We start from the raw sequence: 20,039 nt of genomic DNA, 5'->3' as shown, positions 1-20,039 counted from the left end.
GTGGACGCGGGGCAGGTCATCCGGTGGCGGCCGGGGGAGACCGTCCTCGACACGTTCCGCATCGAGGAGGTCGTAGAGACCGGCGGCACGGGTTTCGTCTACCGCGCCCATCACCTCGTCTGGGGCGTCGACCTGGCGGTGAAGACGCCGCGCCCGGACCTGGCCGCGGCGCCCGGGATCCTCGACCTGCTCGCCCAGGAGGCGCAGGCCTGGACCGATCTCGACCCGCACCCGAACGTGGTCGGCTGCAACTACGTGCAGCGCGTCGGCGCGTACCCGGTGATCTTCGCGGAATGGGTCGCGGGCGGTGACCTGACCGCGGCGGTCCGGGACGGGCGGTGCCGGGACCTGCCGCGGGCCCTCGACGTGGCGATCCAGATGCTGCGCGGCATCGGGCACGCCCACGCTGCCGGTCTGGTGCACCAGGACATCAAGCCGTCCAACGTCATGTACGACGGCGAGACGGCGAGGGTCACCGACTTCGGCACGGCCAAGGCGAAGGCGTCCGTCTCCTCGCCCCCGCAGCGTGGCGACGAGACCGGGTACGCGACGCTCGGCGGCTTCACACCGCAGTACTGCTCGCCGGAACAGGTCGACCCGGAGGGCCGGATCGGCCGGGCCAGCGACCTGTGGTCCTGGGCGCTGACCGTGATCGAGGTGCTGCACGGGCGCCGGCTCTGGCAGTGGGGCCACGAGGGTGCGGACGCGCTGGCGGCGCTGCGCGACGATCTCCCGCCGGCGCTGCGCGACCTGCTGGCGGGCTGCCTCGACCCCGATCCCCGGTCCCGGGTCGGCGACACCGCGCAGGCGGAGGCCGTCCTCCTGGACGTGTACGCGGACGGCACCGGAAGCCCCTACCCGCGCTCCGACCAGATCCCGCCGTCGCTGCGGGCCGACGGCCTGTCCAACAAGGCGCTGTCGCTGTGGGACCTCGGTGAGCAGAGCCGGGCGATCGAGCTGTTCGAGCGGGCCAAGGTGATCGACCCGAACAACGTCCGCGCGGTCTACAACCACGGGCTGATCAGATGGGCCGACGGCCTGGTCACCGACGAGACCCTGCTGTCGGAACTGCGTGCTACCGGCGACTCCTGGGAGGCGCACTACCTGGCCGCGATGGTGCACATGGAACGCGGCGACGGTGTCCTCGCGGCGCACCACCTGGCCGAGGCGGACCGGAAGCATCCGGGCTCGGCCGAGATCGCGGTCGCGCGGGAACGCTGCGCCCGGCTGGAGCCGAGAGGCACCCTCGAGGTGTTCGGGCGCACGTCCGGCAGGGTCGTGGCGATGGCCTGCGACCACGACGCGACCCACGTCGTGGTGGCGGAGGATTCGGGCCGGGTGCGGATCTGGGACGCGTTCGCGGGCCGGGTCGTCGCTGAACTCGCCGATTCCGGTCGGACTCCCGTCGACGTCGCCATCGATCACGCCGCTACCCGGATCCTCGTCTGCTACCGGGATGCCGTGGTCGAGGCGTGGCGTCTCGTCGACGGAGCCGCCGAACTGGACGGCCGGTGGGAGGGAGGGACGGCCGTGGCGCTCAGCCCCGAGGGCGGCTTCGCGGCCGTGGGGACGGCCGACGGTCGTGTCCTCGTCCTCCGCGCCGGCACGTGGGAGACGGTGGCCGACATCCGGCCCCACGAGGGCAGGGTCACCCGGGTGGTCCTCGGCCGGGACGCCGAGGTGTTCGTCTCGGCCTCCCTGGGGCGTGCCCACTCGGGCGTCGACCACCGGGTGGAGCAGTGGTGGCCGCTTCGTCGCACCCGGATGCGGGGCCTGCAGATACCTCCCGACGAGGTGGAGCCCGAGGACCAGAAGGTCGCAGTGGCACCGTACGGCTCCACCGTCCTGAGGTGCGGCTTCCGCTCCCTGATGGCGGTGGACATGCGGGTCTGGGACGGGCCTCGACAGTGGGAGATCCCCTGGCTGACGAGTTACGACCTGCTCGGCGTCTCGGACCGTGCGGGCTGGGCCCTGGTCGACCCCGGGACCGGAGACCTCCAGGTCCTCGAACTGGCCAACCGCCGGTGCGTCCGCACCTTCCCCAAGGACTTCGAGCGGGGTACGCGTCGCGATGCGACGACGTTCAGCGGCGACTGCGGGTACGCCGTCGTCGCCGAGTCGGTGGGCTTTCCCCGCGACCAGACCTCGCTGTCCCGCCTGCCCATGCCGCTCAGCGGACACCTCGCCCCGTGGTCGTACGCGCCACCCCGCCCGGTCGGTGTCCTCGCCCACGAGGAGAGCGCATTCGAGCAGGTCATGGACCGAATCGAAGCGCTGATCAACTCCGGGGAGTCACGGGCGGCGGCCGAGGCGATCCGCGAGGCGAGGGCCATCCCCGGCTATCACCGCCACCCGCGCCTGCGCCGTGCGTCCCGAGCCGCCGGCCGGGATCTGCGGCGCACCGGGCTGGCCGGCGTCTGGGTGCAGCAGGAGTTGTCCGACATCATGCTCACACGGGGAACCTTCGACGTCAGTGACTCCGGGAGGCTGTTCGCCTTTCCCGCCAACGTCGGCGAGGTGGAGGTCTTCGACCTGGAGACGTACGAGAAGGCGGGTTCGGTGGCCCAGCAACGGAACCCCGCCACCACGCTGAGCTTCGCCAGGGGCGAACGCGATCTGGTCATCGTCTACTCGGACGGGTCGGTCGCCTGTCACGACACCGCCACGTTCCAGCCACGGTTCCGGGTCGCCGGTGCGCTGCCCCGCGACGAGGGGACCACGACGCTCGACCTCTCCGGCGACCTGCTGACCGTCGGATTCGGGTACGGCCTGGCGACGGTGTGGTCGCTGGAGGCCGCAGCCTGCGTCGCGACGGTCCGCACCGGGCCCGGCACCATCGGCGGTGTCACAGCCGACGAGGAGTCCCGCCTGGTCGCCGTGCACCTGCGAGCGGGCGACACGAACACCGTGGAAGTCCGGTCGATGGACACGGGAAAGCCCGTGCGGACGTTCCACGTCGACGCGCACACGGAGATCCGCTTCGCCTCCGGCGTGCTGCTGATGGCGGGGATGACCCGCCTGACCGCGTGGCGACCGGGTGGCCGGCGCCCGCTGTACGAGCTCCAGTGGGTCAAGCACACTTCCTCGGCCACCCTGTCCTTCACCGCCGGCCGTCGCCTCGCGGCCATCGCCGGTCAGCGAGGTTTCGTCGTCTGGAACACCGCGACCGGCGACCTGGTATTCGACGGAAGGGCCGTCGGCGATCCCGACCACCCCGTCTACGGGATCGACACCGTGGCGGTGTCCGCCGACGGAACGTTCGCCGTCGCGGGGGACCCGGGCGAGCAGACCGTCGATGTCTGGGACCTGCGAACAGGACGCCGGATCCGCACGCTGCACGGTCACCTCGTCCGGGTGAACACGGTACGCGTCGACGGCTCCTTCAGCACCGTCGTCACCGGCGACTTCGAGGGCAACGTCCGCATCTGGGGCCTCGACTGGGACTATGGGGAGTGATCCATCATGTTCGGACGCCGCCGCCGGCACGAGGAGCTACGGGCGAAGTTCCTGACCAACCGGGATCGGGTCCGGTCCTGGTGGGAGGACTGGGAGATCCCCGAGGTCGTGTGGACCGACGAGTTCGATGATGTCCCCTCACCCTGGATCGTGCTGGAGCAGGACCGGGAGAGCTGGCTCAGGATCCACGCGCCCGTCACGGACACCTACTTCTGGATGTTCCGCGGGCGTCCGTTGACCCCGGGCGTCCGGGAGGTGCGGGTCCGATGGCAGTTCGGAGCGGGGCACCGGTTCGAGGAACTCGACCTGGCGATCGTCAGCGTATGCGACCCCGCGTACCTGGCCGAGAAGCTGACCCTGGCGGTTCACCAGGCCCGGTTGAAGGGCTGGCGGGACGAGGACGCGCAGCCGGTCTACCAGTGGCTGGTCGAGGGCGTCGGCATGACGCCCCTCGGCAACGCCGTACGGGGCACCAAGCGGTTGGGATTCGTCCTGATGACGTTCAGCCGTTTCCCTGACACCGACGGCAACGTGATCGTGCGACTGACCGCGGTCGAGACCGACCGCGCGCAGGACGGCTCACCGCTCGACGCCGACGGTGTGTCCATTCCCGAACGGTAGGCGATCGGCGCCGGAGGTGACGGTGCGGATGCCGTACGGCAGTTGCGGCGCGCAGGGACGAGCGCGGCGGTCGAGGCGTTCGGGGCGTGCCCTGAGCAGAACCGCTGGCCTCGGAACCGCCGCGGCGGGCAGGCTGCCGGCATGGCGACGGGCTTCGGCGGTGAGGTGGCGACCTACTACGCACGGCATCGGCGCGGCTATCCGCCCGAGGTGCTCGACGCGCTCGCGGCAGCCTTCCGTCTCGGCGGCGACGACACGGTGGTCGACCTCGGCTGCGGCACCGGTCAGTTGAGCCTCCCGCTCGTCGAGCGGGTGCGCGCGGTCATCGGCGTGGACCCGGAACCGGACATGCTGGCGATCGCCCGGCGTACCGCCCTCGACCAGGGGATCGGCAACGCCACCTGGGTGCTCGGCAGCGATGGCGATGTGCCCGCGTTGTCCCGGCTGCTCGGCGGGGGGAGGGTCGGTGCGCTGACCGTCGCCGTCGCCATCCACTTCATGGACCGCGACACGCTGTTCGAGGCGGCCAGGCCGTTGCTGCGCCCCGGCGGTGGCATCGCCGTCGTCACCAACGGCGAACCCCTGTGGACGCAGGACGCCGAGTGGTCGCGCGCACTGCGCGGATGCCTGGAGCGGATGCTCGGCCACCCGGTCACGGCGAGATGCCAGACCGACGAGGACGGGCGTCGGCGCAACCGGGAGGCGCTCGTGCGTGCCGGTTATCGGTACGAGGAGACGTCGGTGCGGTACGACGTACCGCTCACCGTCGGCGACATGGTCGGCGGCGTCTTCTCCGCCATGTCCGCCGAACGGTTGCCTACCCTGCAACAACGCGCGGCGCTCGCCGCCGACGTGCGCGACGCTCTCGGCGGGGTGGACGTGGTGACCGAGCAGGTCATTGTCAGGTTGCAGTGCGGGATCGCCGGCTCATAGCCGATCGCCGGACGGGGTTTCAGCTACGTCACCAGGCGATAGTTGGGGATACCTCTGGTGCGTTCCTCGATCGGCGCGGCAGTGGACAGGGCCGTCACTCCGGCGGGAACCGGAGCCCGCGAGATGTGGATGCCCTCCAGGCAGGTGTCGCACCAGAACGAGACGTAGCCGTACCGGGCGCCGGGCGGCGTGGTGAACACCATGCGCAGGGTCCGGTGACCGCAGTTCGGGCACTGGTGGTCGGACTCGGCGGGCAGGGTGCGATAGACGACCTCGTACGCGTCCAGCCACTCGTCGAATGAAGCCACCAGCTACTCCTCCGGTCTGACCGGGTGGTTCTCCCACCACTGGTCCTCGTGAGCATAGGCACGATCCTCGAATGCGATCGCCTCGTCACGGTTTCGGGGATAGGGGCGCCCTGCGCGGAGTTCCTCCACGTGGAACCGCTCATGCGCGAGCGTACGGGCGAGGTCCTCCTCGCTGTGGAAGGCGTTCCGGCAGAGCATGACCGACTGGTCAGCCCTGGTCACCCCGTGAATGCCCGACCTTCCCTTGTCGATCACGAACCGGATGTCGGAGGTCTCGATGCCGTACTTCGCGGCGATCTGCTGCACCGACTCCATGGTCATCGGCATGCGGGGTCCGCGTCCTCTGCCACGTACCCGATTCAGGTTTCCCGCTTCGGGCTCAGCCGCTCGCAAGCGGCGCAGCGCCTCCCTGAGCTTGTCGATCAGGTCGCCGAGACGCCGCACCTCCGGCATCAGCCGCCGCAGACTCGCCAGCAACCCTCGCAACAACCGCGCGATCCGCGCCGCCCACGACGCCACGGTCGTCGTCACCTGCTCCACGACCAGCGGCGTAGCCAGCCCGGCCGTGGCGACCAGCTCGGCCGCGTACACGATCAGGCGGGACACGCAGGCGGCGACGGCGTCGCGGACCAGCAGCCGCACGGCCGCGACCAGGCCGGCGGCGCCCTCGGTGATCGCTGCCATCGCCTCGGCGCCCTGCGCCAGCCCGGTCACGGCCTGCTGCTGCTCGGCCGCCCAGCGGCGGTAGCCGGTGGCGGCGGCACCGGTCCAGCCGGCGACCTCGGTGCGGACGGCGTGGGCCAGCTCGGCGGCGTCCTCGCGCAGCGACGCGGCGACGTTGCGCCAGGTCTGCGCGTGCGCGGTGATCTCGGCGGGGTCACCGGCGAGCCAGTCGAGGGCCTCGCTGAGCGGCTTGACGTGCTCGATGAGCCAGGCGATGCCGTACTGGAGGAGGACCCCGGCCGGGTCGGACACCAGGGCGAGCGCGTCGAGGCCGGCGCTGACGACGCCGAGGCTGCCGTCGATCCAGCTACCGGTGCGGACGCCCTGGGCGATGAGTTCGATGTCCTCGCAGATCCACACGCCGGCCCAAGGGCTCGGTCCGGTGTCCGCCGCGGCGGCGACCAGCGGGTTCGTGGTCACCGCCGCTGCCGTACCCGGTCGAGCAGGTGCGCGGCGCGGGCGTCCGACGCGCGGTAGCGCTCGGCGCTCGACCGTACCTTCTCGGCGGTGTCCCGGACCGAGGCGGCGGCGGTGCCGATGCCGTCGGTCAGGGTCCGCTGGAGGCCGTCGAGCAGGACCGGCATGATCGCGCAGAGCTGCCCGTACGCGTCGGCGCTCAGCCGGACGTGCTGGCCGGCCTGCCGGGCGGTGTCGATGCTGTCCGCGCAGCGGCCCAGGTGGGCGGCGTGTGCGGTCAGGTCGTCCGGGTCGACCTGGAGGCCGTCACCGGCCGGCATCCGGCGTGCCCGGGTCGGGGTCGAGACGCCGCTGGTGGGATTCGACGATCGCCCGCGCGGCCGGGTCGTCCGCGCCGAGCGTTTCGGTGGTGGCCTCGGTGAGACGTCGCAGCAGGTCGGCGCGGGCGTCCCGGGTGACCGCCAGGATCTGCCGGGCGGTGTGTGCGGCGGAGTGCTGCCGGACACGTTCGTCCAGCCGCAGGCCGGTGAGCAGCCCGGACGCGTCGACGGTGGCCTCGACCAGCCCGTCGGCGCTGCGGGCGGTGCCGGTCAGCGCCTGCGTGCGGGCGGACAGGTCGCGGGCGCGCGCCGCCCGGTCGGCCAGCGACGACTCCCACTCGTTGAGCCGTCGTGCCGCCGCGTCCAGCGCGGCCTCGTCCGCCCACATGACAACCCTCCCCAGAGGACAGCGGTGACCGACACGTTAGCAACCCGTCGCGCTGCGTGTGGGCCCCGTGACGTCGCGACGACAAACGCACTCCCTTGTGGATGGACGTCCCGTCGAGCCGGGCGTTGCTAGACGATTCTCGAACGGCACGCCGACGGCACGTACCGAGCCCGCGTCGACGTGCAGGACGACGGTGGCGTCTGGCGCCAGAAGCGCGGTTCGAGCACCTTCTTCCCGGACAACTGGACGCCGCAGCGGGTCGAGGAGACGATCGAGGGCGCGTTCCGGTCCGGCGGCCCGCACCCGGACGACCCGCACAAGTGGCAGGGGAGGGCCACGGGCTGCTGGTCGAAGGCTTCTACAATCCCGGTGGCACGACGTGGTACTCGGCTTGGCCGGTTTGGGGGCCGCTAGCTGTGGGTGACATCCAGTTCGGGCGCAATCAGAACGGCGCGCCCACCATGACCAGCGGTGACGCGCGTTTCCGCCCGTTCGCCTCCCAGCTCGTCAGCGACATACAGACGTATGCCCCGGACTGCCTCGAGCTGTTGCAGTGCATCGACGACGTGATGTCCGGGCGGTCGGACCACGAGGAGTACGAAGGCAATTCCGCCGTGATGCGCTGCACGCCGACCGGTGTCAGTGTGGACAGCCTCGGGCCGGTGCCGTCGGGGGCGTCGTACACCGTCGACGAGGCCCGCGCGGTGATCCTCGCCTACTTCGACTTCGTCGCGCCTACGCCTGCGGAGAAGAAGCGCCACCTCGCGACCTGGGAGCGGGAGAACGGCGGCCCCTTCCCCGGGCGGCACCTGTTGCGTCTGCCCGGCTGACGCCGCTCAGCGGGCCAGCCGGGTGATCGCCGCGACGGACCGGTCCACGTCCGCCTCCGTCGTGGTCGCGTTCGACACCGAGATCCGCATCAGCCGCCGTCCCCGCCACGTCGTCCCGCCCACCCAGCACGTCCCGTCGGCCTGCGCCGCGGCCACCACCCGGTCGGTGCGCGCGTCGTCGCCGAACCCGACGAGCACCTGGTTGAGCACGACGTCGTTCACCACCTCGAACCCGGCCGCGGTCAGCCCGTCGGCGAACCGCCGGGCCAGCGCGCAGCACCGCTCGACAAGCGCGGCGACGCCGTCGCGGCCCAGCTCCCGCAGGCCGGCCCAGACCGCGAAACCACGGGCACGGCGCGAGGACTCCGCGGTCAGGTCCGCGCCTGCGGGCACTCCACCGGAACCGACGAGGTACGCGGCCGCGTACGACATGGCCGCCGCGTGCACGTCGGGCCGGGCGCAGAACGCGAACGCGGTGTCGTACGGCAGGTTCAGCCACTTGTGGCCGTCGCAGGCCCACGAGTCGGCCGCCTCCAGCCCGTCCACCAGGTGCCGGGTGGCCGGACTGGCAGCCGCCCACAGCCCGAACGCGCCGTCCACGTGCGCCCAGCCGCCGTACCGGTGGACCAGGTCGCAGGCGCGGCGCAGGTCGTCGCACGCGCCGGTGTTCACGTTGCCCGCCTGCAGGCAGACGATCGTCGGTCCGGGACCGGCCTCGCGCAGCGCCGCCGCCAGCGCGTCCGGGTCGATCGCGCCCTGCGGGCCGGCCGGCACCGGGCGCAGCGCGTCGGTGCCGAGGCCGAGCAGGCGCAGCGACCTGTCGATGGTGGCGTGCCGTTCGGCGCCGGCGAACACCCGGACCGCCGGCGCGCCGGACAGGCCGCGTCGTTCCACGTCCCACCCGGCGTCGGCGAGCACCTGGTGACGGGCGGCGGCGAGCCCGGCGGTGTTCGCGGCCTGCCCGCCGGTGACGAACCCGGCCGACGCGGTCGCCGGGATGCCGAGCAGCTCCTTCAGCCAGGCCCCGGAGGCCGTCTCGGCGGCCACCGCGGCGGGGGAGGTGACCGCGTTGAACGCGATCTGGTCCCACCCGGCGGCCAGCATGTCCGCGGCGGTCGCGGCCGGCAGGGCGCCGCCGACGACGAAGCCGAAGTAGCGCGGCCCGGCGGTGGCCACGAGTCCCGGTTCGGCGGCGGCCACCAGTTCCGCCAGCACCTGCTCGGCCGGGGTGGGCGCGTCCGGCAGCGGGCCGGTGAATGCCTTGTTCAGCGCGGCCTGGTCCACGGGTACGCCGACCGGCCGGTCCGGCAGCGACAGCCGGTAGTCGGCCGCGTGGTCGGCGGCGCGCCGGAACAGGTGCCTCAGCTCGTCCATCGCCGCACCCTAGCCGAGGGTGTGTTTCCTGCGAGCCGCCCTCATGACCCGTCCTGACCTCCGGGAACCCCGAGCGCGGCGGTGATTCGGTCCAGGTGTACGGCGACCGGCCCGGCGGTGAGCAGGCCGCTGCCGGCCCCGGCCAGCTCGTGCGCCGCCGGGGCGAGCGCGCTGCGGGCCCGGAGCATCGTGTCCCGGTCCCCGAGCGCCACGGCGGCGCGGCCGGTGAGGCACCACAGCGCCTCCATGAGCAGGTCACGTGGCGGTGCCGGGGTGCGGCGCAACGCCCTCGCGGCCTCGTCCCGGCGGCCGGCGGCGAGCAGGAGCAGCGGGCGGGCCCAGGGCGCGTACGGGCCCCAGTCGGTGTCGGCGGGGAAGCCGGCGGGCCGGTCGTGCCACACCCGCAGGCAGAGCAGCGCCAGCGGCAGCAGTCCCCGTTCCACGCCCGGCATCCCGCAGCCGGCCAGCGCGGTCGCCCACGACCGGTACGCCGCCTCCGCCTCCGGGTAACCGGCGCCGGTGGCGGCGGTCCGCATGGCCCGGTAGCCGCCGGTGAACACGCCGACGAGCGGGCTCTCGTGCCGGGCGGCGAGCCGGTCCGCCGCCTCGGCGTGCGTGTCGGCGCCGGTGAAGTCGGCGAGCGCGCTGCGCGCCTGCACCCGGATCAGGTGCCCGAGGATCTCCACGGTGGCCAGGCCGTGCCGGGCCGCGAGCGCGACCAGCTCGGCGCCGATGGCGTCCCGCTGCGCGGCCAGCCCGGCGCGGTGGAACGTCTGCATGTACACGCCGTTGAGCGCCTGGGCCAGCAGTGCCGGGTCGGCCACCCGCCGGGCGATCGCCTCGGCTTCCCGCGCCGCCTCGGCCGGGCCCGCCGACGCCGTACCGCGGGACTCGATCGCGACGGTGGCCAGCAGCCGGGCGCGGGTGGCCTCCGGCGCGTCCGGGCCCAGCCCCGCGAGGGCCCGCTCCGCCGCCGCGACGACCCGGGCCGCCTGCGCCGGGTCGTCCGAGCGGGTCCAGATCGCCGGTACGTCGTACCCGCCGATCACCCGCGCGGTGAACTCCGGGTCGCCCAGATGCTCGGCCGCGGTGATGGCCGCCTCGCGCTGGTCCCGGGCCGCCTCCAGTCCGCCCGGCCCGGTCACCGCGAGGCTGCGCAGCATCCCGACAGTCGACTCCAGCCGGGCCCGCGCACCGGGCACCACGCTGCGTTCGTACGCCGCGGCGGTCTCCGCCCAGACCCGCGCCGGGCCGCTCGGCTCGGGTTCGGCCTGGCGCAGCACGTCGGTCTCCAGCCGCCGCAGCCGCGGTCCCGGGTCCAGGCCGAGCTGGTCGCGCAGCAGTTCCCGGGCCCGGCGCAGCACGGCGAGCGCGTCGGCCTGCCGCCCGGCCCGGTAGAGCGCCGACGCCAGCAGCGCCCACCCGTCCTCCCGCCACGGGTGCGCCGCGACGTGGGCGTCGAGATCCGGTACGGCGTCGGCGGCCCGGTCCAGCGCCAGCAGCGCCTCGGCCCGCCGCTCGACAGCCGTCAGCCGGATCTGGTCGAGCCGGGACCGTTCGGCGTGCGCCCACGGCTGGTCGAAGTCGGCGTACGCGGGTCCGCGCCACCAGCCCAGCGCCTCGTCGAGCCGGTCGAGCGCGGCCCGGGGCAGCGCGTCGGCCGCGGCGGTGACGGTGTCCTCGAACCGCCAGGCGTCGACGGTGTCCGGGGCGGCGCGCAGCGCGTACCCGGGTCCGTCGGTGACCAGCAGCCGGGCCGGCTCGCGTGGCGGACGGTGTGGTTCCAGGCGGCGGCGCAGCGCCGCGACGAACGTGCGGACCGCGCCCACCGCGCCGGCCGGTGGGTCGTCCCACAGGTCGTCGACGATCTGCCCGACCGGCACGGTCCGGCCCCGGGCGACGACCAGCCGCGCCAGCACGGCCCGGTGGCGGGGCCCCTTGAGGTCGACCGGCGCACCGGCGTCGTCCCAGGCCGTGACCGGACCCAGCACACCGAAACCGACAGGCACCGACCCTCCTCGACCCGGGCCACCGTATCGCGCTCATCGGTTGCTCATCCGGCGCCGCCACGCTGGACCGGTACGACGAGACGAAAGAGGGATCGAGATGAGCACCACCATCGCGGGATTCGACTACCAGCGCGTTCCGGTCGCCGAGGGCGTGACGCTGAACGTGGCGGTGGGCGGTTCCGGCAGCCCGGTCGTGCTGCTGCACGGCTTCCCGCAGACCCACCTGATGTGGCGGCACGTCGCCGCCGACCTGGCCGCCGAGCACACGGTGATCTGCCCGGACCTGCGCGGCTACGGCGCCAGCGACAAGCCGGCCGCGGACACCGAGGACACGTATTCCAAGCGGACCATGGCCGCCGACGTGGTGGCGCTGGCCCGCGCGCTCGGGCACGAGCGGTTCGCGCTGGCCGGGCACGACCGGGGCGCCCTGGTGGCGGTCCGGGCCGGCCTGGACCACCCGGACGCGGTCACCCACCTGGCGTCGCTGGACGTGCTGCCCACCCTCGACATGTGGGACGTCCTGCACGGCGTGTCCGCGTCGGTCGCGTTCCACCTCTACCTGATGGCCCAGCCGCCCGGCCTGCCGGAGCGGATGATCGCGGCCAGCGCCGACGCGTTCTTCGGGCACTTCCTCGACGCCTGGGCCGGTGACCCGGCGGCCGTGCCGGCCGAGGTGCGCGCCGAGTACCTGCGGGCCTCCCGGGAGGCGGTCGACTCGATCGTCGCCGACTACCGGGCGTCGGCCGGGATCGACGTGGCGCACGACCGGGCCGACCGGGACGCCGGGCGGCGGCTGGCCATGCCGGTCACCGTCGTCCAGCAGGACTGGGGCGCGGTGCTGGGCTACGACGCGGCGGCGGTGTGGCGGGCCTGGGCCCCGGACCTGGAGCACCGCACCACCACGGCCGGGCACTTCATGGCCGAGGAGGCCCCCGGCGAGATCAGCGAGGCGCTGCGGGCGCTGCTCAAGCGGTAGGTACGGCGGTCCGGGCGCGGGTGGCGCCCGGACCGTCGCCCCCATTCGCCGGATCCGTTGGCGGACGCCCTACCGTACGTTGTACGTTAGTGCCCTCGTCGACGGAGGGGGCACAGACGTGGAACACGCGATCCTCGCGGAGGGCCTGCGCAAGCGGTACGGGGACACGGCCGCGCTTGATGGATTCGACCTGCGGGTGCCACCGGGCACCGTGTGCGGGCTGCTCGGCCCGAACGGCGCCGGCAAGACCACAGCCGTACGCATCCTGGCCACGCTGCTGCGCTTCGACGCCGGGCGGGCCGAGGTGGCCGGCTTCGACGTGGCGGAGCAGGCCGACCGGGTGCGCCACCGCATCGGCCTGGTCGGCCAGCACCCGGCCGTGGACGAGGCACTGAGCGGCCGGGAGAACCTGGTCATCTTCGGCCGGCTGTTCCACCTGGACCGGGCCGGGGCGAGACGGCGGGCGACCGAGCTGCTCGACCGGTTCGGGCTCGCCGACGCCGGCGGGCGGCCGGTACGCACGTACTCCGGCGGCATGCGCCGCCGCCTCGACCTGGCCGCCGGCATGATCCTCGCGCCCTCGGTGCTGTTCCTCGACGAGCCGACCACGGCGCTGGACCCGCGCGGGCGCAACGAGGTGTGGGAGGCGGTACGCGACCTGGTGCGCGCCGGTACCACGGTGCTGCTCACCACGCAGTACCTGGACGAGGCCGACCAGCTCGCCGACCGTGTCTGCGTGCTCGACGCCGGGCGGGTGATCGCCGAGGGCACCCCTGATGCGCTGAAGTCCCGCCTCGGCGGCGACCGGATCGAACTCGTCGTCCGCGACGCCGCCGACCTGGCCGCCGCCGCCGGGCGGCTGCGCGCGGCCGCCCGCGCCGAACCGGCGGTCGACCCCGACCGGCGGGCGGTCAGCGCCCAGGTCGGCGACCGGGCCGGCGCGCTGACCGAGGTGCTGCGCGCGCTGGACGCCGACGGCGTGACGGTGGCCGACGTGGCGCTGCGGCGACCCACACTGGACGAGGTGTTCCTCCAGCTCACCGGCGGGACGTCCGCCGCCCGTACCGGCGTGGAGGTGACCGCGTGACCGCGACGGTGAACCCGGCCCGGCGTCCCTCGCTGGCCGGTGACGGCCTGACGCTCACCGGGCGCGCACTGGCGCACTGGCGGCGCGAGCCCGGCCCGCTGATCGGCTCGCTGGGCTTCGACATCCTGATGGTGCTGATGTTCGCGTACCTGTTCGGCGGCGCGCTCCAGGTACCGGGCGGCGGCAGCTACCGGGAGTTCCTGATGCCGGGCATGTTCGCCATGACCATGGTCTTCGGCATCAGCATGACCACCATGGCGGTCTCGGCGGACCTGGACCGCGGCGTCACCGACCGGCTGCGGTCCATGCCGGTGTCCCGGCTGGCCCCGCTGCTCGGCCGCGCGGTCGCCGACCTGATGTTCGCGGTGGTGACGCTCGCCGTCATGCTGCTCGTCGGCCTGGCCGTCGGGTGGCGGGCGCGCGGCGACCTCGGCGACACGCTCGCCGCGCTCGGGCTGATCCTGCTGCTGCGGTTCGCGCTGGTCTGGGTGGGCGTCTTCCTCGGCCTGACCGTGAAGGGGCAGAGCGCGGTCACCGCCGTGCAGACGCTGGAGTTCCCGCTGGGCTTCCTGTCCAGCGCGTTCGTGGCGCCGTCCACCATGCCCGCGTGGCTGGGCGCGGTCGCCGAGTGGAACCCGCTGTCCGCGACCGTCGGGGCCACCCGGGAGCTGTTCGGCAACCCCGGCTGGGGCGGCGACTCGTGGGTCGCCGCGCACCACCCGCTGCTGGCGGTGCTCTGGCCGCTGGTGCTGGTCGCGGTGTTCCTGCCGCTGTCGCTGCGCCGCTACCGGGCGCTGAGCCGCTGAGCCGGACCCCGGGGGCGGAGCGTGTGCCGCCCCCGGGGCACCGGTCACGGCCCGGTGAGCACGACCAGCTCGCCGGTGGCCCGGGTCATCGCGACGTACCGGTCAACCGCCCCGGCGATCCCGTCGCCGAACGCCTCCGGGTCGACCAGCACCACCAGGTCGAACTCCAGCCCCTTGGCCAGCACCGGGCTCAGCGACCGGACCCGGTCCGAGGCCGGGAACGCCGGATCGCCGATGACGCACGCGACGCCCTCGCCGTGGGCGGCGAGCCAGCCGTCCACCACCGCCCGCAGCTCGGCGCGGTCGCCGTACCGCACCGGGGCGCCGTCGCGGATGGACGTGGGCACGTTGGCGTCCGGGAGCACGGCCCGGATCACCGGCTCGGCCGCCGCCATCACCTGCGCCGGGGTGCGGTAGTTGACAGTCAACGTCGCCACCTCGACCCGGTCGAACCCGGCCCGCGCCAGCCGCTGCGGCCACGACTCGGTGAACCCGTGCCGCGCCTGCGCCCGGTCGCCGACCACGGTGAAGCTGCGCGACGGGCAGCGCGCCAGCAGCATCTGCCACTGCGCGTCGGTCAGCTCCTGCGCCTCGTCCACCACGACGTGCGCGAACGGCCCGGCCAGCAGGTCCGGATCGGCCACGCTCAACGCGCTGGAATCGACCAGGCTGGTCCGCATGTCCTCGCCGTACAGCATGGTCATCAGGCCCTCGCCGTCGTCGTAGGCGTGCGAGGCGATCAGCGCGTCGACCACCGTGTCCATCTCGGCGCGCTGCGCGGCCAGCACCGCCTCGTCGCGGCGCCGCCGCAGCGACGCCTCCGGGTCGCCGACCCGCCGCCGGGCCGCGTCCAGCCACGGCAGGTCCGCCACCGTCCAGGCCCGGGCACCGGCCCGCCGCAGCGTGCGGATCTCCTCGACGCTCAGCCAGGGTGCGCACCGGCGCAGGTAGGCCGGCACCGACCACAGGTCGGCCACCACGTCGAGCGGGTCGAGCAGCGGCCACGCCCGGCCGAACGCGGTGACCAGTTCCCGGTCGCGCCCCAGCGCCCGGCGGACCGCCTCCTCCGGCTCGTCGCCCCGGTACTTCTCCACCAGGATCGTGAGCAGTTCCTCCCACACGTCGTCGCGGGCCTCGTTGTGCGGGACGCCCGGGCCGGCCGCCTCGAACGCCGTCGCCCAGTCGTCGGCGGTCAGCCGCAGCTCGGCGTCCCCGGCACCGACTGTCATCCCGGTCGCGGGCGGCTCCTCGTAGAACCGGACCGCGGCGTCGACCGCCCGCACCACGTCCGCGGACGCCTTCAGCCTGGCCACCTCCGGGTCGGTCTCGGGCACCGCCGCCGCGCCCTCCGGCACCAGGTCGGCCAGGGTGCAGATCTGCACGTCCTCCTCGCCCAGGCTGGGCAGCACGTCGGAGACGTAGTTCAGGTACGGCTGGTGCGGCCCGACCACCAGCACCCCGCCCCGGCGCTCGCCCAGGCGCGGGTCGGCGTGCAGCAGGTACGCGGTGCGGTGCAGCGCCACCACCGTCTTGCCGGTGCCGGGACCGCCGTCGACAACCAGCGCGCCCCGGGAACCGGCCCGGATGATCGCGTCCTGGTCGGCCTGGATGGTGCCGAGCACGTCGCGCATCCGCGCCGACCGGGTCGCGCCCAGGCTGGCGACGAACGCCGACTGGTCGTCCAGCGCGGCGTGCCCGGCCAGCCCGTCGGCGGTGAACACCTCGTCCCAGTAGTCGGTGATCCGGCCGCCGCTCCACCGGTACCGGCGGCGGCTGACCAGGCCCATCGGGTCGGCGTGGGTCGCGCCGAAGAACGGCTCGGCGGCGGGGGAGCGCCAGTCCAGCAGCAGCCGGCCGCCGGTGCCGTCGGTCAGGCCGAGCCGGCCCACGTACACCGGGGCCGCGCCGTCCGCGCCGACCATCCGGCCCAGGCACAGGTCCAGGCCGTAACGGCGCAGCGTACGCAGGCGCGCGCTCAGCCGCCGGACCTCCTGGTCCCGGTCGACCGCCTGCCGGCCCCGGCCGCCCGCGGCCCGGCGCGTCGCGTCGAGCCGGTCGGTCAACTCGGCGATCGAGCGGCGCAGGCTGTCCGCGATGGCCGCGAAGTGCCGCTCGTCGGCGGCGATCAGATTCGGGTCGGCCTTCGCCGACAGACGCTCGGGAAGATCGAAAACGCTGGTGGCAGGCAGGTTCAATTCGTCTCCGATCACGGGCACGGCCGAGCCTCCGCTCTTCGCGGCTCTTTCGAATGGCTCGGCAATGGGTTACGGCCGGCAATTGTGCGCCGTCACCCGGGTCTTGCGGCAAGACCGGGGGTGCGCTATATGTTGGTAGTGGCGGGAGAACCCGCCATTCTTTTTGCGCGAACAATTCTCCGGCTCCCCTTTTCCGGCGTCCGCCGACTGCTGGTGACCGGCGTGGCCGGTAGGATGACGGCACCATGTCGAAGGAGCGCCGGCGCAAGGCCGATCCCGCCCGCAGCCTGGCCCTTCTCTGGCGTACCCGGGAGCCGGCCAGCCGCGGCGCCGGTCCCGGCCTCAGCGTCGACCGGATCGTCCGCACCGCGATCGAGATCGCCGACGCCGAGGGCATCGACGCGCTCACCATGCGCCGGGTCAGCGAGGCGCTCGGGGTCGGCACCATGTCCGTCTACACGTACGTGCCGGGCAAGGCGGAACTGCTCGACGTCATGGTGGACACCGTCCTCGGTGACCTGCCGCGCCCGTCCGACGTGCCGGGTGGCTGGCGCGGCCGGCTGGAACGCATCGCCCGGGACAATCTCGCGCTCTACCGGGCCCACCCGTGGCTGCTGCGCGCCGAGACGACCCGGCCGGTGCTCGGCCCGAACGTGCTCGCCAAGTACGACTACGAACTGCACGCGGTGGCGGACATCGGGCTCGACGACGTGGAGATGGACGCGGTGCTCACGCTCGTACTGGGGCACGCCAAGAGCGCGGCCCGGGTCGCGCTGGACGTGGCCGAGCTGGAACGTGAGACCGGGATGACCGACGACCAGTGGTGGCAGACGCACGGGCCCTGGCTGGAGAAGTTCATGACCGCCGGCAGCTTCCCGCTCGCCGCGCGGGTCGGCACCGCCGCCGGCATGGCGCACGGCGGGGCGTACGGGCCGGACCACGCCTTCGAGTTCGGTCTCCAGCGGGTGCTCGACGGCATCTCGGTGGTGGTGGCCGCCCGTGCCGCGGGTGAGCCGGAACCCGGGAAGATCTTGTAATCCTCCTGTCTGGGTAGGAAACCCGCGGAGCGGATCGTGGGCGGCCGCCCACGATCCGCGACGTCGCGGTCCGTCCCGCCGCGCCCCGCTCGTCTGGAGGAACACGTGACCGAGCCCGCCGACACCCTGGACCTGGCTGCTGTGCCAGGTGGTCGTCGGCGACCACGCCGTCGTGCTGGCCGAGCCGGAACTGCTGCGGCTCGCCGCTGCTCCACCACCGGGGCCGGTACGCCGGCCCGGCCGACCCCGGTGACCGTCGCTCCGCCGCCTGAGCGACGTGGACCGACCGCCGCTATCGTGGCCGCGTGATCACCTGCGTCGTGCACTACACGATCGACCCCGCACAGCTCGACGCGTTCGAGCGTTTCGCCCGCACCTGGATGCGGCTGGTCGCACGGCACGGCGGCGTGCACCACGGCTACTTCCTGCCCGCCGAGGGCGCCAGCGACCGGGCCGAGGCGCTGTTCAGCTTCGAGAGCCTGGCGGCATACGAGCAGTACCGGTCCCGGTTCGGAGTGGACCCGGAGTTCGTCGCCGCCGACCGGATCCGCGAGGAGTCGGGCTGTGTCCTGCGGTACGAGCGCACCTTCATGCGCCCGCTCCTACCCACCGACTGACAGGCGCCGCCCAGGATCGGGGCGGCGCCGAAAGCGTGGATCGTCCTAGAGTGGCGGTGATGACGAGTGTGGTCCGGCTGAACCGCTGGGCGCAGGTCGATCCCGCCGCCCACCCGTACGACCCGGCCGCCGCGGTGGACGTGATACGGCGCCTGGCGCGCCCGGTGCCACCCGCCGCGCCCGCCTTCCCGTCCCTGCGGCCCGGCGATCCGGTGGCCTGGGACGCGTACCGGCGGGCCTGCCAGCAGTCGCTGGAGTGGAACACGGCGATGGCCGACGCCTTGGTGCGCGAGTACGGCCCGTGGGCCTTCGGCTGGGGGATGGCTCCGCACGTGACGTGGGATCGCTGGGCGCCGGTCGTCACCAGCCCCGAGGAGACGTTGGTCCTGGTCGCCCAGGAGCTGACGCGGTGGCGGCGCTGGCTGGAGGGGACAGCCGACCGGTTCGGCCGCCTGCTGCCGTCGCTGCGCGCCGCGGCCGGGCCGGGCGACACCGTCGCGGCCTGGGAGGCGGCGATCACCGAGCTGCTGACCGCGACGGTGGCCTGGGTCGAGGACGACGACGGGTGGCAGGGCTGGTGCGACCGGGTCCTCACCTGGCTGCTGACCGCCGCCGGCCTGCCGGAGGAGCGGAGCGCCACGCTGGTGGACCGGGCCCTGGGCGCCCGGTTCTACGGCTGGGTACGCCTGTCCGCAGCCGATGTCGCCGACATCGCCGAGCACCTGGCGCGGGACGTGGTCGGCCCGCGGGACGGCGCGTTCGCCGGCCCCGGTCAGGGCGGCGACGACTGGCCCGACACGTGGCCGGAGGGCTGGCCCTCGTGGCGGGCCACCAACCGGGCCCGCCCGCACAGCTAGCGGCGATCGCCCACGTCCACCCGGCTAACCGTGGCGCCGGGCCTCCGCGGCGGCGGCGTAGCGGCGGGCCAGGCGGGCGAACGCGTCCCGCAACTCGGGTGGCCCGATCACCTCGATGTCGGCGTCGTAGCGGCCGAGCACGGCGGCCAGCCCGGGCCAGGACCAGGCGCCGAGCACCAGCCGGCAGCGGTCCGCGCCCAGTTCCTCGACGATCCCGTCGCGCGTCCACCCGGACACCACGCGGGCGGGCAGGTCGAGGATCACCTCGCCCCGGCAGGGCCAGTCACCCGGCCCGGTGGCGCCCTTGAACCGGCCGGCGACGTACGCGGCCACGTCCCCGCCGGGCAGCTCGCGTGGCGTGAACCGGGGGCCGGTGGGCGTACGCGGGCTGATCCGGTCGACCCGGAACGTGCGCCAGTCGTCGCGGTCGAGATCCCAGGCGACGAGGTACCAGCGCCCGCCCCAGGTGACCAGGTGATGCGGCTGCACCCGGCGCGGCGGCCGGCCCGGCACCGGCGGGGCTGTGGACACCGACTCGTAGTCGAAGCGCAGTTCCTCGCGGGCGTGCACGGCGGCGCTCAACGTCATCAGCAGCGCCGGTTCCACCCGGTGCCGGGCGGGCGTACCGGCGCGTTGCACGTCGACGACCCGCAGCGCGTCCACCCGGTGCCGCAGCCGCGCCGGCATCACCTGCCGCACCGTGGTCAGCGCCCGCGCGGCCGCCTCCTCGATGCCCGTCACGCCGCCGGCGGCGGTCTGCAACGCCACGGTGAGCGCGACCGCCTGCTCGTCGTCGAAGAGCAGCGGCGGCAGCGCGGAACCGGCGCCCAGCCGGTAGCCGCCGTCCGGCCCCTTGGCGCTCTCGATCGGATAGCCCAGCTCGCGCAGCCGGTCGACGTCGCGGCGCACGGTACGCGGGCTGACCCGCAGGCGTTCGGCGAGCAGCGATCCCGGCCAGTCCCGTCGCGCCTGCAACAGGGACAGCAGGGAGAGCAGTCGGGCGGAGGTCTTCGGCACGACACGCATTCTGCCGCGAGAAGAGGACACTTCCTGACCGCTATGCCTGCGAGGGTGGACCCGTACCC

At 73.9% G+C, this 20,039-nt stretch carries 19 protein-coding genes; 11 read left to right on the top strand and 8 right to left on the bottom strand.

The features are described 5' to 3' along the window. The 3 genes from ABIH81_RS24280 (at position 1) to ABIH81_RS24270 (ending at position 5,010) form a co-directional block, all read left to right on the top strand. Positions 1-3,456 (top strand): protein kinase, encoded by a 3,456-nt coding sequence (locus ABIH81_RS24280; RefSeq protein WP_349877187.1) that lies wholly within the window; start codon positions 1-3, stop codon positions 3,454-3,456. 6 nt (positions 3,457-3,462) lie between these two features. Beyond that, complete coding sequence (locus tag ABIH81_RS24275) at positions 3,463-4,077, top strand: hypothetical protein (RefSeq protein ID WP_349877186.1); 615 nt, start codon at positions 3,463-3,465, stop codon at positions 4,075-4,077. 141 nt (positions 4,078-4,218) lie between these two features. After that, entirely contained in the window at positions 4,219-5,010 is a 792-nt protein-coding gene (locus ABIH81_RS24270; protein WP_349877185.1) for a class I SAM-dependent methyltransferase, read from the top strand. Between the two features lie 23 nt (positions 5,011-5,033). Here the strand turns inward: ABIH81_RS24270 and ABIH81_RS24265 are convergent, their stop codons facing one another. Genes ABIH81_RS24265 through ABIH81_RS24250 form a run of 4 tightly spaced genes read right to left on the bottom strand, consistent with a single transcriptional unit; the run spans position 5,034 to position 7,166 of the window. Continuing rightward, positions 5,034-5,318, bottom strand: coding sequence for a hypothetical protein (locus ABIH81_RS24265; RefSeq protein WP_349877184.1), 285 nt, complete (start codon positions 5,316-5,318; stop codon positions 5,034-5,036). Between the two features lie 3 nt (positions 5,319-5,321). Next, complete coding sequence (locus ABIH81_RS24260) at positions 5,322-6,461, bottom strand: WXG100 family type VII secretion target (protein WP_349877183.1); 1,140 nt, start codon at positions 6,459-6,461, stop codon at positions 5,322-5,324. Next, entirely contained in the window at positions 6,458-6,778 is a 321-nt protein-coding gene (locus tag ABIH81_RS24255; RefSeq protein WP_349877182.1) for a type VII secretion target, read from the bottom strand. The genes ABIH81_RS24260 and ABIH81_RS24255 overlap by 4 nt, the downstream gene beginning before the upstream one ends. Then, positions 6,765-7,166, bottom strand: coding sequence for a YbaB/EbfC family nucleoid-associated protein (locus ABIH81_RS24250; protein WP_349877181.1), 402 nt, complete (start codon positions 7,164-7,166; stop codon positions 6,765-6,767). Before ABIH81_RS24250 ends, ABIH81_RS24255 begins: the two co-directional genes overlap by 14 nt. 180 nt (positions 7,167-7,346) lie before the next feature. On the opposite strand from ABIH81_RS24250, the gene ABIH81_RS24245 reads away from it, so the two are divergent. Both ABIH81_RS24245 and ABIH81_RS24240 read left to right on the top strand, forming a co-directional pair. Beyond that, positions 7,347-7,580, top strand: a complete 234-nt coding sequence (locus ABIH81_RS24245; protein ID WP_349877180.1) for an EndoU domain-containing protein — start codon at positions 7,347-7,349, stop codon at positions 7,578-7,580. Positions 7,581-7,582: 2 nt separating this feature from the next. Further along, positions 7,583-7,996 (top strand): hypothetical protein, encoded by a 414-nt coding sequence (locus ABIH81_RS24240; RefSeq protein ID WP_349877179.1) that lies wholly within the window; start codon positions 7,583-7,585, stop codon positions 7,994-7,996. A gap of 6 nt (positions 7,997-8,002) precedes the next feature. On the opposite strand, the gene ABIH81_RS24235 is transcribed toward ABIH81_RS24240, so the two are convergent. Beyond that, entirely contained in the window at positions 8,003-9,370 is a 1,368-nt protein-coding gene (locus ABIH81_RS24235) for a pyridoxal-dependent decarboxylase (protein ID WP_349877178.1), read from the bottom strand. A 41-nt stretch (positions 9,371-9,411) separates the two neighbouring features. Then, positions 9,412-11,379 (bottom strand): BTAD domain-containing putative transcriptional regulator, encoded by a 1,968-nt coding sequence (locus ABIH81_RS24230; protein ID WP_349877177.1) that lies wholly within the window; start codon positions 11,377-11,379, stop codon positions 9,412-9,414. A 97-nt stretch (positions 11,380-11,476) separates the two neighbouring features. Here ABIH81_RS24230 and ABIH81_RS24225 point away from each other — a divergent pair, with 97 nt between their 5' ends. From ABIH81_RS24225 to ABIH81_RS24215, 3 genes are all read left to right on the top strand, one after another. Continuing rightward, entirely contained in the window at positions 11,477-12,355 is an 879-nt protein-coding gene (locus ABIH81_RS24225) for an alpha/beta hydrolase (RefSeq protein WP_349877176.1), read from the top strand. Positions 12,356-12,473: 118 nt separating this feature from the next. Beyond that, positions 12,474-13,442, top strand: coding sequence for an ATP-binding cassette domain-containing protein (locus ABIH81_RS24220; protein WP_349877175.1), 969 nt, complete (start codon positions 12,474-12,476; stop codon positions 13,440-13,442). Then, positions 13,439-14,248 (top strand): ABC transporter permease, encoded by an 810-nt coding sequence (locus ABIH81_RS24215; protein ID WP_349877174.1) that lies wholly within the window; start codon positions 13,439-13,441, stop codon positions 14,246-14,248. Before ABIH81_RS24220 ends, ABIH81_RS24215 begins: the two co-directional genes overlap by 4 nt. 44 nt (positions 14,249-14,292) lie before the next feature. On the opposite strand, the gene helR is transcribed toward ABIH81_RS24215, so the two are convergent. Then, the gene (gene helR / locus ABIH81_RS24210; protein WP_349877173.1) at positions 14,293-16,464 is read right to left on the bottom strand and encodes an RNA polymerase recycling motor ATPase HelR; all 2,172 of its coding nucleotides are present in this window, start codon (positions 16,462-16,464) and stop codon (positions 14,293-14,295) included. A 224-nt stretch (positions 16,465-16,688) separates the two neighbouring features. Here helR and ABIH81_RS24205 point away from each other — a divergent pair, with 224 nt between their 5' ends. From ABIH81_RS24205 to ABIH81_RS24195, 3 genes are all read left to right on the top strand, one after another. Next, on the top strand, positions 16,689-17,480 hold the full coding sequence (locus ABIH81_RS24205) for a TetR/AcrR family transcriptional regulator (RefSeq protein WP_349877172.1): 792 nt from the start codon (positions 16,689-16,691) through the stop codon (positions 17,478-17,480). Between the two features lie 305 nt (positions 17,481-17,785). Continuing rightward, positions 17,786-18,097, top strand: coding sequence for an NIPSNAP family protein (locus ABIH81_RS24200; RefSeq protein ID WP_216936383.1), 312 nt, complete (start codon positions 17,786-17,788; stop codon positions 18,095-18,097). A 59-nt stretch (positions 18,098-18,156) separates the two neighbouring features. Further along, entirely contained in the window at positions 18,157-18,954 is a 798-nt protein-coding gene (locus tag ABIH81_RS24195; protein ID WP_349877171.1) for a hypothetical protein, read from the top strand. Positions 18,955-18,978: 24 nt separating this feature from the next. Here ABIH81_RS24195 and ABIH81_RS24190 read toward each other — a convergent pair whose 3' ends face one another. Further along, positions 18,979-19,980 (bottom strand): WYL domain-containing protein, encoded by a 1,002-nt coding sequence (locus ABIH81_RS24190; RefSeq protein WP_349877170.1) that lies wholly within the window; start codon positions 19,978-19,980, stop codon positions 18,979-18,981. Positions 19,981-20,039: the final 59 nt, after the last annotated feature.

The organism is Micromonospora sp. HUAS YX12, assembly GCF_040215685.1.
GTDB classification, from domain to species: Bacteria; Actinomycetota; Actinomycetes; order Mycobacteriales; family Micromonosporaceae; genus Micromonospora; species Micromonospora tulbaghiae.
Note: the sequence above shows the minus strand (reverse complement) of the source record. Positions and strands in the feature narration are given on the sequence as shown.

What these genes read in the sequence shown, in the direction of transcription:
- ABIH81_RS24275 (WP_349877186.1), top strand. Translation starts at nt 3,463, where the DNA reads ATGTTCGGACGCCGCCGCCGGCACGAGGAGCTACGGGCGAAGTTCCTG.
- ABIH81_RS24205 (WP_349877172.1), top strand. Translation starts at nt 16,689, where the DNA reads ATGTCGAAGGAGCGCCGGCGCAAGGCCGATCCCGCCCGCAGCCTGGCC.
- ABIH81_RS24195 (WP_349877171.1), top strand. Translation starts at nt 18,157, where the DNA reads ATGACGAGTGTGGTCCGGCTGAACCGCTGGGCGCAGGTCGATCCCGCC.
- ABIH81_RS24250 (WP_349877181.1), bottom strand. Translation starts at nt 7,166, where the DNA reads ATGTGGGCGGACGAGGCCGCGCTGGACGCGGCGGCACGACGGCTCAAC.
- ABIH81_RS24190 (WP_349877170.1), bottom strand. Translation starts at nt 19,980, where the DNA reads ATGCGTGTCGTGCCGAAGACCTCCGCCCGACTGCTCTCCCTGCTGTCC.
- ABIH81_RS24270 (WP_349877185.1), top strand. Translation starts at nt 4,219, where the DNA reads ATGGCGACGGGCTTCGGCGGTGAGGTGGCGACCTACTACGCACGGCAT.
- ABIH81_RS24225 (WP_349877176.1), top strand. Translation starts at nt 11,477, where the DNA reads ATGAGCACCACCATCGCGGGATTCGACTACCAGCGCGTTCCGGTCGCC.
- ABIH81_RS24255 (WP_349877182.1), bottom strand. Translation starts at nt 6,778, where the DNA reads ATGCCGGCCGGTGACGGCCTCCAGGTCGACCCGGACGACCTGACCGCA.
- ABIH81_RS24235 (WP_349877178.1), bottom strand. Translation starts at nt 9,370, where the DNA reads ATGGACGAGCTGAGGCACCTGTTCCGGCGCGCCGCCGACCACGCGGCC.